Below are 14,076 nucleotides of genomic sequence, written 5' to 3' on the forward strand. Positions count from 1 at the left end.
GAAAGAAGCCCGCCGGAAAATGGCGGGCCCCAAGCAATTATTCTCCGAGATCGACGTTATGGTAGACCTGCTGGACGTCCTCAAGATCATCGAGCACATCGATCATCCTTTCAAACTGCGCTTTGTCGTCTTCACCGAGCTCGACTTCGTTCTGCGGCATCATCGTCAGTTCGGCCACCTGGAACTCGGTGATTCCGTTCTTTCCGAATGCTTCCTGGACGGCATGGAATTCATCCGGTTCCGCGTAGACGATCACGGTGCCGTCTTCCTCGAAGACGTCCCGCACTTCCACGTCTTCTTCCATCAGAAGTTCGAGGACCTCTTCCTCGGACTTTCCTTCAATCCCGAAGACTGCCGTCGAATCGAACATATAAGAGACGGAGCCGCTCACGCCCATGTTGCCGCCGTTTTTGCCGAACGCGGCGCGCACTTCGGAGACGGTCCGATTGACGTTGTTTGTCAGCGCATCCACGATGACCATCGAGCCGGCAGGCCCGAATCCTTCATAGCGGAGCTCGTCGAACGTCTCATCCGATCCGCCCTTCGCCTTGTCGATCGCCCGGTCGATGATATGCTTCGGCACGTTGTACGTCTTCGCGCGCTCGAGTACCATCTTCAGCGCCTGGTTTGATTCGGGATCCGGTTCCCCGCGGCGGGCGGCCACATAGATCTCCCTGCCGAACTTGGCGTTGACGCGGCTGGTGCTCTGGTCCTTCGCAGCTTTCTTGTCTTTGATATTATTCCATTTACGACCCATTTTCGGTTCACTCGCTTTCACTATGAGCTTACTCAACGATTCATTATACCATTTTCTTTCAACAAGATAAACGATGAGACGTCTCATAAGATGAAATTAATCACCTGTGCTATGATGGGAGGAAAAGACATCATTCAGAAAGGCCGGGATCCACATGGAAACACTTCGACTGACCACACTAACGAAAAAAGGAGGCTGCGGCTGCAAAATCGGACCGGCGGATCTGGCCGGCGTCCTGCGTGAACTGCCTGCCGCGGTTCCCGACCCGAATCTGCTTGTCGGCCTCGATACGAGTGACGATGCCGGCGTCTATCAACTGACAGATGACCTCGCACTCGTCCAGACGACCGACTTTTTCACACCGATCGTCGATGATCCATATGACTTCGGCCAGGTTGCGGCCACGAATGCCATCAGCGACATTTACGCGATGGGCGGAACGCCGATCACTGCGCTGAACATCGTCGCTTTCCCGATCGCCAATCTTGATAAGAAAATTCTCGCGGACATCCTCCGGGGCGCTGCGGACAAAATGGCGGAAGCGGGCGTCACGCTTGTCGGCGGACACTCGATCGATGATCAGGAACCGAAATTCGGGCTCGCCGTCACCGGGACGATCCATCCGTCCAAAGTACGGACGAACGCCGGCGCAAAACCGGGGGATAAACTCATTTTGACAAAGCCGATCGGCGTCGGCATCTACACGACTTCGCTCAAACGCGACCTTCTGTCGGAAGAAGACATCCGTGAAGTGACCCGGGTGATGACCACCCTCAACAAGACCGCTGCCGAGACGATGAATGATTACCGGGTCCATGCAACGACCGACGTGACCGGCTTCGGGCTGCTCGGCCATGCAACCGAGATGGCCGAAGGCAGCGGAACGGGACTTGTGATCCACTCCGGACAAGTCCCGGTACTGCCCCGCACCCGTGAGCTTGCGGAACAGGGTGCGGTCCCGGGCGGAACGAAAAACAATCACGCCCATGTCGCCGACCGGGTGGAGTATCCGGAGACGATGGACGAGACCGGCCAATGGATCCTCTGCGACGCCGTCACTTCCGGCGGACTGCTGGCATCGGTTGCCGGCGAGGACGCGGACAGCCTTCTTGAAGCATTGCAAAATAACGGCGTGGATGCCCGCATCATCGGTGACGTCACTGCAGAAAATGCAGGCCGGATCACTGTCCGATGAGAACACGGAATTATACCGAAAGAGATGAAGCCATTTTATGAAACGCGAACTGACACTCGATGAACTGTTCAATGTGATGGAAGCGGGCGGCCACGCCCTCGTCGATGTCCGCTCCCCGAAGGAATTTGCAGAAGGCACGATCCCCGGCGCCATCAACATACCGATATTCAACAACGAGGAGCGGGCCGAAGTCGGCACCCTCTATAAACAGCAGGGACAGGAAGCGGCAAAAAAACGCGGCCTCGAGATTTTCTCGGCCAAGCTCCCCTCGTTCGTCGAGGAGTTCCGAGAGATCGGTTCCCCGTTCACCGTGTTCTGCTGGCGGGGCGGCATGAGGAGCAAGACCGCCGCGACGGTCACCGACCTCATGGGACTCCGGTCCAGCCGGCTGACCGGCGGCATCCGGACTTACCGGCAGTGGATCGTATCCGAGCTCGCCAAGGAGCAGTTCACCCCTCCCCTCATCGTTCTGAACGGCTACACCGGATGCGGCAAGACGGAGATCCTGAAACGGCTGAAGGCGGACGGGTTCCCGGTCATCGACCTGGAAGGACTGGCCGGTCACAGAGGATCCATCTTCGGCGGCATCGGCCTGGAGCCGAGCAACCAGAAGAAGTTCGACGCGCTGCTCGTCGGCGAGATGAAGCGGCACGAACACTCCCCGTATGTCGTCATTGAAGGCGAGAGCCGGCGCATCGGAAAAGCCGTTCTGCCTGAATTCTTCGATGAGAAAAAAAGTGAGGGGACGCATCTGTTCCTCCGCCTGCCGGCAGACGTCCGGGTGAAGAACATCCTGGCAGACTACGACCCTGATCAGGATCCCGCCCGGTTCCTCGAGGCCTTTTCCCGGATTGAAAAACGGATCCACACGCCGGTCGCAAAAGAAATCCGCGATCATCTGGAGTCGAGGGAATTCGCCGGAGCGGTCAAGCTTCTCCTTGAATTCTATTACGATCCCCGCTATGAACACTCGGCGGGCCTGAGCGAAGACGATGAGCGGCAGACGTTCATCGATGCAACGGACATGGAGGATGCCTACCGGAAAGTCCGGCAGGCGGTTCAGCGCATCGGACGCCATGCCGCCGATCCGGAGGCCGCCGCCTCGGATCTATAAACGCACAGAAACGGGACACTCCCCAGTCCGCATCACAGCGGCCCGGGAGTGTCCCGTTTTCTTGTCATCCTCCGAACTGCTCGCGCTCGATCTTGTCGAGAAGCTCCCGGCAACCGGCCGTGACAAGTTCGTATGTTTCATTGAAGTTATCCGTATACCACGGATCCGGCACATCTCCGGCGTTGCCGGTCAAATCAAGCAGCCGGATGATTTTCGGATCGTCCGGCTGTCCGAGCATCTTCCGGGCGTCCCGGACATTCTGCTCGTCCATGCAGACGATATAGTTGAACTTCTCAAAGTCCTGTTTATCCAGCTGCCTCGCAGCCATTCCTTCATAGGAAACACCTTCTTCATCCAGCTTCCTGCGGGTCCCTTCATGCGGCGCTTCCCCGGCGTGCCACGAACCCGTGCCGGCCGAGTCCGCCGTGATCTCACCGGACAGGCCCTTCTGTTCGATCAGCCTGCGCATGACCGCTTCCGCCATCGGAGACCGGCAGATGTTCCCGAGGCAGACGAATAATACGGATACCATTGACATCACTCCCTTGCAGCTTATTTTCTCTATATCCCGTACGCTTTGCAAACCTCCCGCGTGTGTGCTAAATTATAATCATTCTAATTAAAGATTTGGAGCGAAAGTATTTGGACACTTACGAACCGGCGATTCACTTCCGGCAGGTCTCTTATTCTGCCGGAAATAAAAAGATAATCAAAGAGGTCACCGGCTCATTCCCCGCCGGAAAAATCACGACACTGGTCGGTCCGTCCGGTGCCGGGAAGACGACCGTTTTGAAGCTGTGCAACGGACTCCTCTCCCCTTCCGCCGGAGAAATTCTCATCAGCGGACGCCCGATCGGCGATTATGAGCCGACCGGGCTGCGCAGGAAAGTCGGCATCGCGCTGCAGGACGCGCCGGTCGTGAAGGGAACCGTTATGGACAATCTGGCCCTTCCCCTCCGGCTGCAGAAAAAGGAACTCTCCCGTGAAGAAGCGATGGCATGGCTCGACGATGTCGGACTGGAACCCGAGTACTTGGATGCAAAAGCGTCGGAGCTTTCCGGGGGCCAGCGGCAGAAAGTGTCGATCGCGCGCACACTCGTCAACCGGTCCGAGATCCTATTGCTCGACGAGATCACGTCCGCCCTTGACCGGACGTCGCGGCGGGAAGTCGAAGAGCTGATCGTCCGGATCAACCGGAAATACGGAACGACGATGGTCTGGATCACCCACAATCTGGAACAGGCGCTCACCATCGGCGACTACACCTGGGTCCTCATGGGCGGAGAACTGGTGGAGACCGGTGAGAGCCGCCTGCTCGAACATCCAGAAAACGACCGGGTCAGACAATTTGTTGAGGGGGTAGACGCATGAGCCCGATAGCACTGGGACTGACACTCATCTTTGTCCTCATCCCGCTCGTCCTCTCCCGGACACTGAACCTCGGCCTCGAGAAAGATACGCTGATCGCAACCGTCCGGTCGATCATCCAGCTGTTTGCGGTCGGCTATGTGCTGAAGTTCGTATTCGAGTCGGACAGCTGGATCTATATCCTTCTCATGATCATGCTCATGATCTTCGCCGCGGTCCAGAACGCGAGGAAAAAGGGGAAATCCATCCCCGGCATCACTTGGAAGATCACTGTCACGATCGTCGCGGTCGAAGTCCTGACACAGTCGATCCTGCTCGGCTTCCATATCGTTCCGGCGGATGCGCAATATATCATCTCGATCAGCGGGATGGTCGTCGGCAACTCGATGGTGCTCTCCATCCTCTTCCTCAACCGATTTACTGCCGAAGTGGAATCGAATAAAAATCAGACGGAGCTCATCCTCTCTCTCGGAGGAACACCGAAGCAGGCGATCCATGGCCAATTGACCGACGCCATCAAAGCGAGCATGATCCCGACGATCGAAAGCCAGAAAACGATGGGTCTCGTCCAACTCCCCGGCATGATGAGCGGCCAGATCATCGCAGGCGCGGATCCGGTGCAGGCCGTCCAGTTCCAACTCCTGATCTTGTTCCTGCTCCTGACCACAGCCGCCGTCTCGAGCATCCTGCTCGGATTCCTCTCCTATCCGTCCCTGTTCAACGAACGGATGCAGCTGATCCGGGAACAGGGACTGAATTGACCGGAAGAAGGGATTTTCCCGGACGGCTAGAACCAGTACTGTATAGGGGTGTCGCAGAATCCCCTGGCTCAGATTCACCTGGACGCCGACTAAGATTGGAGGGTGTTTCAAGATGTACAAACGGATTTTGCTGGCAGTGGACGGCTCGGAAAATTCGCTCCGGGCTGCAAGGCAGGCTTCCTGGATTGCAAAAGCTTCCGCCGGTGCCATTGAACTCGTATACGTTGCCGACTTTTCCAGGTCAAAGAACACATTGGCGCAACCCGAAGGGGACAATCAGCGGGACCACCAGCTCCAGCAGCGGCTGTTGCCGGCCGAGACCCTGCTCAACGGTGACGGCGTGCAGCATGAAGTGACCATTCTCCGCGGTGAACCGGGCCCGTCCATCATTTCTTATGCCAACGCAAATGCCTTCGATCTGATCGTCATTGGAAGCAGAGGGCTGAACCAGCTGCAGGAGATGATGCTCGGAAGCGTCAGCCACAAAGTGATGAAGCGGGCACACTGTCCGGTATTGGTCGTGAAATGAAAAACGGAAGCTGCGGAATTGCGCAGCTTCCGTTTTTCAATCAGTGGTTCCGGCTTTTGATCATACCGAGTGCAATGATGGCGATAAACGCAACCAAGGCTACAACGATCAGGATTTGCAGAAGATTATCTCCGAAATAATGCGCGTCCAAACGATTTCCTCCTTAACTCCATCAAGATGGTCGGCTATAGCCGGACCTGCATTCTTTATTGTACCTCATACCCGGAAATTCCGGAATATATGCGTTCGACAGTGATACTCTTAATGTTTAAAAATCCTCTTCCCCTTTGGAGTCCTCTGCCGCTTCGCTTTTTGCTTCTGCACTCCATATCCGTTCCGGCACGGGCGTCCCCTGGTGGAATGCCATCCGCCATTGTCCATCCGTCCGTTTCCACACGGAACTCCGGTTGGCCACGGTGCCGGCCTCCCGATCAACAGTCCGATATGTGGCGAGCACAATCTCTTCCGCGAGTTGCCGAGCTGAGAAGTCCCGGATCTCCAGGCTAACCTTCCCAAGTGTTCCCGCCTTCAGACATTCCGCCCGGTCGAAGCATCGGCCTGATTTGCCAAACTCATAAAAATGTTCATCAAGAAGAGGGGCAAACAGTTCTGATTCCGAACGCACGCGGTCATCGAGCAGCATTTCTTCCAATCGGCGTATTTCCTTTTCCACCGTCATGGTCTGTCTCATCCCTCTCGTTTCGCATTACTGCCGACATGGAAGACAAGGACAATAAAAGGGACAGACACGCCAAGACGCATGTCTGTCCCTTTTATTGATCATTGCGCTTTTGCCTGGGGTTGCCTGGCACGTCCGCAGACTTCTTCGACTTCCCATTTGTCATTGACGTAGATGCCGATGATTTCCACATCCAGGCCCCATGTTGAGATCAACTCGACGGATTCGCGGATTCTGGCTTTTTTCAGCTCACCGTCCACTGCGTGGCCTGCGCAGTCATAGTGACCGGCAATCGCCAGCACAGTGGATCCATGTTTATCTGTGGAGACTCGGACCCGTTCAATGATCGAGTCAATCTTTTGGGGATCATTTCCGAGAAGCACTTTGTTCGGGCCTGCTTCGGTCACCGAGTCTACATATTTTGCATTGTATTGGCTTTTCATCCATTGAATGACCGGTTCCTGAACACGACCGTCCATGCAGTTGATGACTGTCACAAATTCGCGTTGTTCCATTTGCTGTCCCTCCAAGTTCCGGACCGGGTCGGCCCACAGGATCGGTTTCTCTGTTTTCGGAAAACCTTATGCTATAGCATACCAATATTGATGACGAAATGACGAATAAATTGTCAACTTCACGAAAACCGATTCAAAAGAACCGGACCAAAAGACCCAAAATCAAACGTGGTTCTCTGCTCGCAGGGTGAAACTCCCGGCACCGGCTTGTGGAACCATTCCCAAACGGGGATCTCCCCAAACCGGTCAGGCGATATTCTCTCTGGCATCCTTCCATTCTTTCACTCCGTGGACGAGTGCGTAGAGCAGAAGCCCTGCAATGACGACTGCGGCGAGCAGGCCGTACATGCCGGAATACCCCAGCATCGGCACGAGCAGGCCGAGCAGATAAGGACCGAATCCGACGCCTGCATCCAGTGCGATGAAGTAAGTGGAAGTCGCGAGGCCGAGCCGGTGCGGATCGGCCACTTTCACCGCGATCGCCTGAGCGCTTGACTGGAAGTTGCCGAAGCCAAGGCCGATCAGCACCCCCGCCAGGAGGAGTACCCAGCTCGTGCTTGTGTTGCTGAGCAGATACAGGCCCACGGAGAAGATCAGCAATGCCGGGACCACCACGATGTTCGCCCCTTTCAGGTCAAGCAGGCGGCCGGTGAACGGCCGTGACAGGAGGACGGCCACCGCATACACGAGGAAGAAGAAGCTGGAAGCGGTGACGAGTCCGATCTCTTCGGCGTAGAACATGATGAAGCTCAGCACTCCGGCATATCCGAAAGCGACGAGCAGCGTGACGAGCGCGATCGGCAGTGCGTTCTTCTCGACGAAGCTCCAGATGCCGAATTTCTTGCCTTCTTCCGCAGGCGCCTTGCCTTCGACAGGAGCCGGTTTGCGGAGTGCCAGGCCCATCAAGAGCCCAATGACCGCCAGTGCGAGGCAAAAAACGAATATCATTTGGAAACTCGTATAATTCGTCAGCAGGATTCCGAGGAACGGACCGATTGCCGCGGCGAGCACGGCACTCATGCTGTAGTATCCGATTCCCTCGCCCCGCCGGTCCGGCGGCAGGATCCGTGCGACGATCGTCCCCGTCGCAGTGGAACCGATCCCCATTCCCATGCCGTGGAAAAACCGCACGAGAATGAGAAGCGGCAAATTGATTGCCGTGAAATACAAGGCTCCGGTGATCACATAGACGATCAGCCCGATCAGGAGGATTTTCTTGCTGCCTGCTTTTTCGACGACTGCTCCGGCGATGAACCGGGCGACGAGCGCACCGATGATAAAAGTCCCCGAAACAAGGCCGGCCGTGCTGGCGCCGACGTCGAACTTGCCGGAAGTGTACGGCCCGATCGTCACCATGAGGAGATACATGACGAGCATGAGGAAAAAGTTGATGGCAGATACAAAAACAAAGTCTTTCGTCCAAAGTTTGTGCGATTGCTCCATACGAACCCTCTTTCTAGACATTAAGATCAAACGGCCGGATCATTCGGCCAGATTGTTTCGGATGGCGGCGAACAGGTCGGCCATTTCCTTCTGCTCTCCGGGCGCGATGCCGCGGAGCGCCTTTTCCTCCACCTCGGATACGATGGCGAAGGCCTTCTCAAAAACTGCCACGCCGTCTTTTGTGAGAAAGATGATCTTCTCCCTCCGGTCCTTTCCGGCACGGGAGTCGATCAGTCCCCGCTCGAGAAGCTGATGAAGGTTCCTTGAAATGGTCGGCTTTTCGACGTTCTGCCGGACGGCAAGCTCTGCGGGCGACATTTCTCCTTCCTCTGCGATGAGGCGGAGAACGGACCATTGCGGCACCGTCAGCCCTTCGGCCATCAAGGCCTCCCCCACTTTCAAGACGAGCGGTCGATATAAGGCGGTGAACCGCCTGAAAAACAGCTGATGCGGCTGCAGTTCCATCTTGAACCTCCTAGATGAAAATAGTTAGTTTAGCTAATCAACTGTTGAAGTATACAAAAAACCGGGCCTTTTGTCAATGTCCCGGCGAGTTTTATTTTTGATGGCCATTTGGACCGGTTTCGTTAAAGCCCGGTTCAAGAAGTGACGAGTGATGAACGGGCTGTCTTCAAGGTTTTAGAAAATGTGCCGACCCGGTTCTTTTTATCCGATTCCGGAATGCGAGTGGCACCGGCAAGCAGACGGGCCGGACACGATCCTTTGAAACCGGTGATTCACCGTTCTCAGATCAGATGCCCGGCCCATTGCGGCCGTTCGCTTTTCCGTTCGTCAATTCAGCTGTTCCAGTTCCTTTTTTTCCGGCAAGGGCGCGACATGGTCTGCCGTATAATCCAGCTTCATCTTTTCCAGCTCAAGCTTCATCTTCTCGGTCTCCGCGATGAAATTCTGTTGTTTGATCTGTTCCAGCTCAATCTCTTCCCGGATGAATTCCTTTTTCATCCGGACCATCCGGCGCTGGTGATCCGTGACGATCGCCGTGATCGGGATGGATGCTGCGATGGCGACGATGGCAATGATAAAAAACAACTGCTCCTCCTCCTTTTCTATATATACCTGGTGAAGCCGCTTTTGGTTTCATTGATAGCCTCATGAAAATATATTTTGCGCCAATATTTTAAATTGGTATTGATTATTCATTCTTCTTGTTGCATAATCATTCTTAATATCATTTTGGGAGGCGGCACGGATGAAAAAAAGGCGGATTGTCGTGAAGATCGGCAGCAGTTCCCTCACAGACCTTGACGGCGGGCTGTCAGACGCTCTCGTCTCTGAGCATACCGCGGCGATCGCCGGCCTGATGAAGGCGGGCCATGAAGTCGTCCTCGTCTCCTCCGGCGCTGTGGCCGCAGGGTTCCGCAATCTCGGATATGCATCCCGTCCACCGGGAATCGCCGCAAAGCAGGCGGCCGCCGCGGTCGGTCAGGGGCTTCTCATGGAAGCCTATGCCGAGGAGTTCAAGAAGCACGGCATCGTGGCCGCCCAGCTGCTCCTCACCCGCCAGGACCTCATGAAAAAGGAACGGTTCCACAACACCGGACGGATGCTGGAAGAACTGCTGAACCGGCGGGCGGTCCCGATCATCAATGAAAACGACTCGGTCTCGGTCGAAGGCATCACTTTCGGTGACAATGATATGCTCTCGGCGCTCGTGTCCGGCCTCGTCCATGCCGACTTCCTCGCCATCCTGACAGATGTCGACGGATTGTACGACGGCAACCCGGCAACGGATCCGGATGCCCGCAAATACACGTTCATCGCCGAAGTGCATGACGGGTTGCTGGAAGCGGCTTCCGGAGCCGGTTCTTCTATCGGGACCGGCGGGATGAAGTCGAAAGTGCTGGCCGCCCGCACTGCCGGGTTCCTCGGTGTGCATGTATTCATCGGAACGGGGCGCGGCGCCGGCAAGCTGCTCGATATCGTCGAAGGACGCGGCAACGGCACATACATCGGCAGCTCGGCATTGCTGTCCGGAAAAGACTCCAAGCGCTGGATGGCCCTCTGTTCGGTCCCTTCCGGTTCCATCACGGTCGACGACGGCGCTGCCAGGGCCCTTTCCGGCAAAGGAACGAGCCTGCTCCCGGTCGGCATCGTGTCGGTGAATGGCTCTTTCAGTGCAGGCGATGTCACGGATGTCGTGGACCAACAGGGCGTCCTGATCGGCCGGGGCCAGGTGAACTATCCGTCTGAAACGGTCGCCAAAATCATCGGGAAAAACGGAAACGAATCGATGAGAATTTCCGGCGGCACCACGCCGGAAGTCATCCACTGCAACCGCTGGATCCACCTGAAGGAAAAGGAGGCTATACATTGACCCATTTGGACACCGCATATTCAGATGAGCTGAAGATAAAAGGACAATCGGCGAAATCCGCCGCAGCGCTTCTCGCCGCCGCTTCATCCGCTCTGAAAAATCAGGCGCTGACCGCAATCGCAGAAAAGCTGGTCGACAGGCAGGCAGACGTGCTGGAAGCGAACCGTCTTGACCTGGAAAACGGCCGGGTTGCAGGCATGGCCGAATCCCTGCTTGACCGGCTCCGGCTCGATGAAAAACGGGTGACGGATATGGCATCCGCCCTCCGCGAGCTCGTCCGTCTCCCCGACCCGGTCGGAGAAGAAACGGAAAGCTGGTCACGGCCGAACGGATTGGCCTTAACGAAAGTGCGGGTGCCGCTCGGCGTGGTCGGAATCATCTATGAAGCCCGCCCGAATGTCACGGTCGATGCGGCGGCTCTTTGCCTGAAAACCGGAAATGCCGTCATTCTCCGCGGCAGCTCATCCGCCATCCATTCCAATATGGCACTCGTTTCCGTAATCCATGAGGCGCTTGAACTCACCGGTCTTCCGGCGGGGGCCGTGCAGCTCGTCGAAGACACGAGCCGGGAAACCGCCTCACGTTTATTCCGGATGAACGATGTTCTCGACGTCCTCATCCCCCGCGGGAGCGCCGGGCTCATCCGCACGGTCGTTGCGCAGGCGACCGTCCCTGTCATCGAAACGGGTGCCGGCAACTGCCATGTGTATATCGATTCATCCGCCGATCCGGAGATGGCCATCAGGATCGCAGTGAACGCCAAGACCCAACGGCCGTCGGTCTGCAATGCGGCGGAAACGATCCTCGTCCATGAAAGCTGGCCCCATCTCAACAATCTCGTACAGGCGCTTCAGTGGGAAGGCGTCCTAGTTCACGGAGATGAAGCCGTCTGCTCAGCAGCCGACGGCGTCCTTCTTGCAGAGGAGGATGATTGGGCAACTGAATTTCTTGACCTTGAAGTTGCCGTCCGCCTCGTCCCGACCACCGAAGCGGCCATCTCGCACATCAACCGGTACGGGACCCGCCATTCCGAATCGATCGTATCCGCTTCGTCGGAAGAGGCCTCGAGATTCCTGGCAGGCGTCGATGCCGCGGCAGTCTATCACAATGCCTCCACGCGGTTCACCGACGGGTTCGAGTTCGGATTCGGAGCGGAACTCGGGATCAGCACTCAGAAACTCCATGCCCGGGGACCGATGGGACTGACCGCGCTCACTTCGGAGAAGACGATCATCCGGGGGAACGGACAATGTAAATAATTCCGGAAAGGCTGCCGTATCGGCGGCTTTTTTCTTGGCCCGTTTAATGGATGCCGGCAGGGGGGATAATGTCCGCAACACCACCGAATGGCAAGGGAAGGAGACACCATGGCGAATGTAAATGAATCCAAGAATCCAAAGGTCCGGCACGGGCAGAGAAATTTATGGGCCGGTATCTTGTTCGGCCTCGGCTTCGTGGCATTTCTTGATGAGACCGTTTTCCATCAAATCCTTCATTGGCACAAGTTCTATGACCGGTCCTCCACAGTCGCCGGGCTCGTCTCAGACGGTCTCTTCCATGCGTTCAGCTGGTTTGCGACGGTCGGCGGCCTGTACCTTGTCGCCGATCTGAGACGCAGGCAAGCGTTCTGGTCCAAAATGTTCTGGGGAGGGAAGCTGCTCGGCGGAGGCGCTTTCCAGCTCTATGACGGAACCATCCAGCACAAGCTGATGCGCATCCATCAGATTCGTTATGAAGTGGACATTATTCCTTATGACATTGTCTGGAATTCGCTTGCCCTGCTCATGATCATTCTCGGGCTCGGGCTCATTCGCGCAGCGAAACGGGACAGCCTGGGCATGCAGGTGACCATCAATGCTTCATGAAAGCCTTTCGGGTCCATGGACCTTGGTCATCAGTTCCATATGCCTCTTTCTCGGAATCGTTGCCATCGGCTTCTATCTTGCGGGTGTTGCCCGGTCATCCCGCAACATCCGGCTCAGGCGATGGCCTCTGTACCGGTCGCTCTGCTGGTGTACCGGGGTTCTCCTCGCCGCCGCCGTCATGTCAGCCCCTTTCATGGATGCCGTCCATCATGATTTTCGGCTTCATATGGCCGGACACCTGATGCTCGGAATGGCCGCGCCGCTCCTGCTTGCGCTCGGCGCTCCGGCCACGTTGCTGTTGCGCTCGCTCCGGACAGATGTCGCGAAAAAAGCGGCACGGGTGCTGAAAAGTGCCGTGTTCTCTTTTTACCGCCATCCCGTGACGGCATCCGTCCTGAATATCGGAGGTTTATGGATCTTATATACGACTCCTCTTTTTGGGTTGATGCATATGCATCCCCTCCTCTATCTTTTCGTCCATGCCCATGTGTTTTTGGCAGGCTATCTGTTCACCGTCTCCATGATTTACATGGATCCCGCGCCAAGGCCGCATAGTCCGCTTTTCCGGACGGCCGTCTTCATCCCTGCCCTGGCCGCGCACGGGATCGTGAGCAAGTTCATCTACGCCCAACCGCCTGACGGGATCCCCCCTTCGGAAGCGAGGCAGGGGGCGATGATCATGTATTATGGCGGGGACCTCGTCGATCTTGTGATCATCATCCTCCTCTTCCACGCCTGGTATAAGAGCACGGCCATCCGCCGAGTAAGGAAAGCAGAAAAGAAGCCTGTCATCCATTGAATGGACGGCAGGCTTCTTGAGATCCGGTAGATTCTGGTCAGGACACGAGCTTCAGCCCGATCACCCCGGCCAGGATGACCATCAGGCTGAGGACCCTTTGGCGGTTCTTTGACTCTCCGAAGAAGATCATGTTCACGAGCACCGCGCCCGCAGTACCGAGGCCGATCCATACGGCATACGCCACGCTCAGCTGGAGATAATCAAACGACTGGTACAGCAGCAGGAATGAAAGTCCGAATCCGCCGAGGTACAGAGCGGTGCTCAGAATGTTCTTCTGCTGACTGTACAAATGAAGGCCGACCGCTCCCGTCACTTCGAATGAAGCAGCGGCCATGACAAACAGCCATCCCATCAGACTTCAGCTCCTTTCTCTTCTTTCCCGTCCGCCAATTTCAGCCCGATCACGCCGAAGACGAGCAGGGCGATGAAGAACAGTTTGGCGGTGTTCATCGTGCCTCCGAACAGGAAAACATCCATGAGCACCGTGCCGACCGATCCGACAGCGGCAAAAACGGCGTAGACGGTACCCGTCGGCAGCTTTTCACAAGCTTTCGCCAGGCAATGGAAATCAACGAGGATAATCCCGATGATCAGCAGCCAGTGCCACCATTGCGACGCCACGCTGAATCCGTATACCCAGACGAGTTCAAAAGCGCATGTCAGCGCCACATATATCCATGACTTGCTCATAAAAAAGACTCCTTTTTGCTTTTAAT

General features: G+C 56.3%; 18 protein-coding genes. 9 read left to right on the forward strand and 9 right to left on the reverse strand.

Going from position 1 to position 14,076, the window contains the following annotated elements:
* Positions 1-37: 37 nt before the first annotated feature.
* Entirely contained in the window at positions 38-757 is a 720-nt protein-coding gene (locus BN1189_RS14600) for a YebC/PmpR family DNA-binding transcriptional regulator (protein WP_040229036.1), read from the reverse strand.
* A 154-nt stretch (positions 758-911) separates the two neighbouring features.
* Between BN1189_RS14600 and selD the strand changes: the two genes are divergently transcribed.
* Together selD and mnmH are read left to right on the forward strand one after the other, a co-directional pair.
* Positions 912-1,952, forward strand: coding sequence for a selenide, water dikinase SelD (gene selD, locus BN1189_RS14605; RefSeq protein WP_040229037.1), 1,041 nt, complete (start codon positions 912-914; stop codon positions 1,950-1,952).
* A gap of 37 nt (positions 1,953-1,989) precedes the next feature.
* Positions 1,990-3,066: a tRNA 2-selenouridine(34) synthase MnmH gene (gene mnmH / locus BN1189_RS14610; protein ID WP_040229038.1), complete on the forward strand. Its 1,077-nt coding sequence runs from the start codon at positions 1,990-1,992 to the stop codon at positions 3,064-3,066.
* A 64-nt stretch (positions 3,067-3,130) separates the two neighbouring features.
* Here mnmH and BN1189_RS14615 read toward each other — a convergent pair whose 3' ends face one another.
* Complete coding sequence (locus BN1189_RS14615) at positions 3,131-3,598, reverse strand: low molecular weight protein-tyrosine-phosphatase (RefSeq protein WP_040229039.1); 468 nt, start codon at positions 3,596-3,598, stop codon at positions 3,131-3,133.
* Between the two features lie 110 nt (positions 3,599-3,708).
* On the opposite strand from BN1189_RS14615, the gene BN1189_RS14620 reads away from it, so the two are divergent.
* From BN1189_RS14620 to BN1189_RS14630, 3 genes are all read left to right on the forward strand, one after another.
* Positions 3,709-4,437, forward strand: a complete 729-nt coding sequence (locus BN1189_RS14620) for an ABC transporter ATP-binding protein (RefSeq protein ID WP_040229040.1) — start codon at positions 3,709-3,711, stop codon at positions 4,435-4,437.
* Positions 4,434-5,195 (forward strand): ABC transporter permease, encoded by a 762-nt coding sequence (locus BN1189_RS14625; RefSeq protein WP_040229041.1) that lies wholly within the window; start codon positions 4,434-4,436, stop codon positions 5,193-5,195. The genes BN1189_RS14620 and BN1189_RS14625 overlap by 4 nt, the downstream gene beginning before the upstream one ends.
* Before the next feature lie 112 nt (positions 5,196-5,307).
* Entirely contained in the window at positions 5,308-5,724 is a 417-nt protein-coding gene (locus BN1189_RS14630; protein ID WP_040229042.1) for a universal stress protein, read from the forward strand.
* A 268-nt stretch (positions 5,725-5,992) separates the two neighbouring features.
* On the opposite strand, the gene BN1189_RS14635 is transcribed toward BN1189_RS14630, so the two are convergent.
* The 5 genes from BN1189_RS14635 to BN1189_RS14655 all read right to left on the reverse strand — a co-directional run bounded on the left by BN1189_RS14635 (position 5,993) and on the right by BN1189_RS14655 (position 9,411).
* Positions 5,993-6,403: a nuclear transport factor 2 family protein gene (locus BN1189_RS14635; protein WP_179860965.1), complete on the reverse strand. Its 411-nt coding sequence runs from the start codon at positions 6,401-6,403 to the stop codon at positions 5,993-5,995.
* A 101-nt stretch (positions 6,404-6,504) separates the two neighbouring features.
* Positions 6,505-6,918 carry a carbonic anhydrase gene (locus BN1189_RS14640; protein WP_040229043.1) on the reverse strand — a complete coding sequence of 138 codons (414 nt, stop codon included), beginning with the start codon at positions 6,916-6,918 and terminating at the stop codon, positions 6,505-6,507.
* A gap of 246 nt (positions 6,919-7,164) precedes the next feature.
* A complete protein-coding gene (locus BN1189_RS14645) occupies positions 7,165-8,361 on the reverse strand; it encodes an MFS transporter (protein ID WP_040229044.1) in 1,197 nt (398 codons plus the stop codon).
* A 39-nt stretch (positions 8,362-8,400) separates the two neighbouring features.
* Positions 8,401-8,826: a MarR family winged helix-turn-helix transcriptional regulator gene (locus BN1189_RS14650; RefSeq protein ID WP_040229045.1), complete on the reverse strand. Its 426-nt coding sequence runs from the start codon at positions 8,824-8,826 to the stop codon at positions 8,401-8,403.
* 327 nt (positions 8,827-9,153) lie between these two features.
* Positions 9,154-9,411 (reverse strand): hypothetical protein, encoded by a 258-nt coding sequence (locus BN1189_RS14655; protein ID WP_040229046.1) that lies wholly within the window; start codon positions 9,409-9,411, stop codon positions 9,154-9,156.
* Between the two features lie 160 nt (positions 9,412-9,571).
* On the opposite strand from BN1189_RS14655, the gene proB reads away from it, so the two are divergent.
* The 4 genes from proB (at position 9,572) to BN1189_RS14675 (ending at position 13,360) form a co-directional block, all read left to right on the forward strand.
* On the forward strand, positions 9,572-10,696 hold the full coding sequence (gene proB / locus BN1189_RS14660; RefSeq protein ID WP_040229047.1) for a glutamate 5-kinase: 1,125 nt from the start codon (positions 9,572-9,574) through the stop codon (positions 10,694-10,696).
* Complete coding sequence (locus BN1189_RS14665; protein WP_040229048.1) at positions 10,693-11,955, forward strand: glutamate-5-semialdehyde dehydrogenase; 1,263 nt, start codon at positions 10,693-10,695, stop codon at positions 11,953-11,955. Before proB ends, BN1189_RS14665 begins: the two co-directional genes overlap by 4 nt.
* Positions 11,956-12,063: 108 nt before the next feature.
* Positions 12,064-12,561: a DUF2243 domain-containing protein gene (locus BN1189_RS14670; protein WP_040229049.1), complete on the forward strand. Its 498-nt coding sequence runs from the start codon at positions 12,064-12,066 to the stop codon at positions 12,559-12,561.
* A complete protein-coding gene (locus BN1189_RS14675) occupies positions 12,551-13,360 on the forward strand; it encodes a cytochrome c oxidase assembly protein (protein WP_052455895.1) in 810 nt (269 codons plus the stop codon). Before BN1189_RS14670 ends, BN1189_RS14675 begins: the two co-directional genes overlap by 11 nt.
* Positions 13,361-13,397: 37 nt before the next feature.
* On the opposite strand, the gene BN1189_RS14680 is transcribed toward BN1189_RS14675, so the two are convergent.
* The gene (locus BN1189_RS14680; protein ID WP_040229050.1) at positions 13,398-13,712 is read right to left on the reverse strand and encodes a DMT family transporter; all 315 of its coding nucleotides are present in this window, start codon (positions 13,710-13,712) and stop codon (positions 13,398-13,400) included.
* Positions 13,712-14,050 (reverse strand): DMT family transporter, encoded by a 339-nt coding sequence (locus tag BN1189_RS14685; protein WP_040229051.1) that lies wholly within the window; start codon positions 14,048-14,050, stop codon positions 13,712-13,714. Before BN1189_RS14685 ends, BN1189_RS14680 begins: the two co-directional genes overlap by 1 nt.
* Positions 14,051-14,076: the final 26 nt, after the last annotated feature.

Source organism: Bhargavaea cecembensis, from assembly GCF_000826125.2.
GTDB classification, from domain to species: Bacteria; Bacillota; Bacilli; order Bacillales_A; family Planococcaceae; genus Bhargavaea; species Bhargavaea cecembensis_B.

What these genes read in the sequence shown, in the direction of transcription:
- BN1189_RS14680 (WP_040229050.1), bottom strand. Translation starts at nt 13,712, where the DNA reads ATGGGATGGCTGTTTGTCATGGCCGCTGCTTCATTCGAAGTGACGGGA.
- BN1189_RS14645 (WP_040229044.1), bottom strand. Translation starts at nt 8,361, where the DNA reads ATGGAGCAATCGCACAAACTTTGGACGAAAGACTTTGTTTTTGTATCT.
- BN1189_RS14635 (WP_179860965.1), bottom strand. Translation starts at nt 6,403, where the DNA reads ATGACGGTGGAAAAGGAAATACGCCGATTGGAAGAAATGCTGCTCGAT.
- proB (WP_040229047.1), top strand. Translation starts at nt 9,572, where the DNA reads ATGAAAAAAAGGCGGATTGTCGTGAAGATCGGCAGCAGTTCCCTCACA.
- BN1189_RS14615 (WP_040229039.1), bottom strand. Translation starts at nt 3,598, where the DNA reads ATGGTATCCGTATTATTCGTCTGCCTCGGGAACATCTGCCGGTCTCCG.
- BN1189_RS14685 (WP_040229051.1), bottom strand. Translation starts at nt 14,050, where the DNA reads ATGAGCAAGTCATGGATATATGTGGCGCTGACATGCGCTTTTGAACTC.
- BN1189_RS14675 (WP_052455895.1), top strand. Translation starts at nt 12,551, where the DNA reads ATGCTTCATGAAAGCCTTTCGGGTCCATGGACCTTGGTCATCAGTTCC.
- BN1189_RS14670 (WP_040229049.1), top strand. Translation starts at nt 12,064, where the DNA reads ATGGCGAATGTAAATGAATCCAAGAATCCAAAGGTCCGGCACGGGCAG.
- BN1189_RS14630 (WP_040229042.1), top strand. Translation starts at nt 5,308, where the DNA reads ATGTACAAACGGATTTTGCTGGCAGTGGACGGCTCGGAAAATTCGCTC.
- BN1189_RS14650 (WP_040229045.1), bottom strand. Translation starts at nt 8,826, where the DNA reads ATGGAACTGCAGCCGCATCAGCTGTTTTTCAGGCGGTTCACCGCCTTA.
- selD (WP_040229037.1), top strand. Translation starts at nt 912, where the DNA reads ATGGAAACACTTCGACTGACCACACTAACGAAAAAAGGAGGCTGCGGC.
- BN1189_RS14625 (WP_040229041.1), top strand. Translation starts at nt 4,434, where the DNA reads ATGAGCCCGATAGCACTGGGACTGACACTCATCTTTGTCCTCATCCCG.
- BN1189_RS14640 (WP_040229043.1), bottom strand. Translation starts at nt 6,918, where the DNA reads ATGGAACAACGCGAATTTGTGACAGTCATCAACTGCATGGACGGTCGT.
- BN1189_RS14600 (WP_040229036.1), bottom strand. Translation starts at nt 757, where the DNA reads ATGGGTCGTAAATGGAATAATATCAAAGACAAGAAAGCTGCGAAGGAC.
- mnmH (WP_040229038.1), top strand. Translation starts at nt 1,990, where the DNA reads ATGAAACGCGAACTGACACTCGATGAACTGTTCAATGTGATGGAAGCG.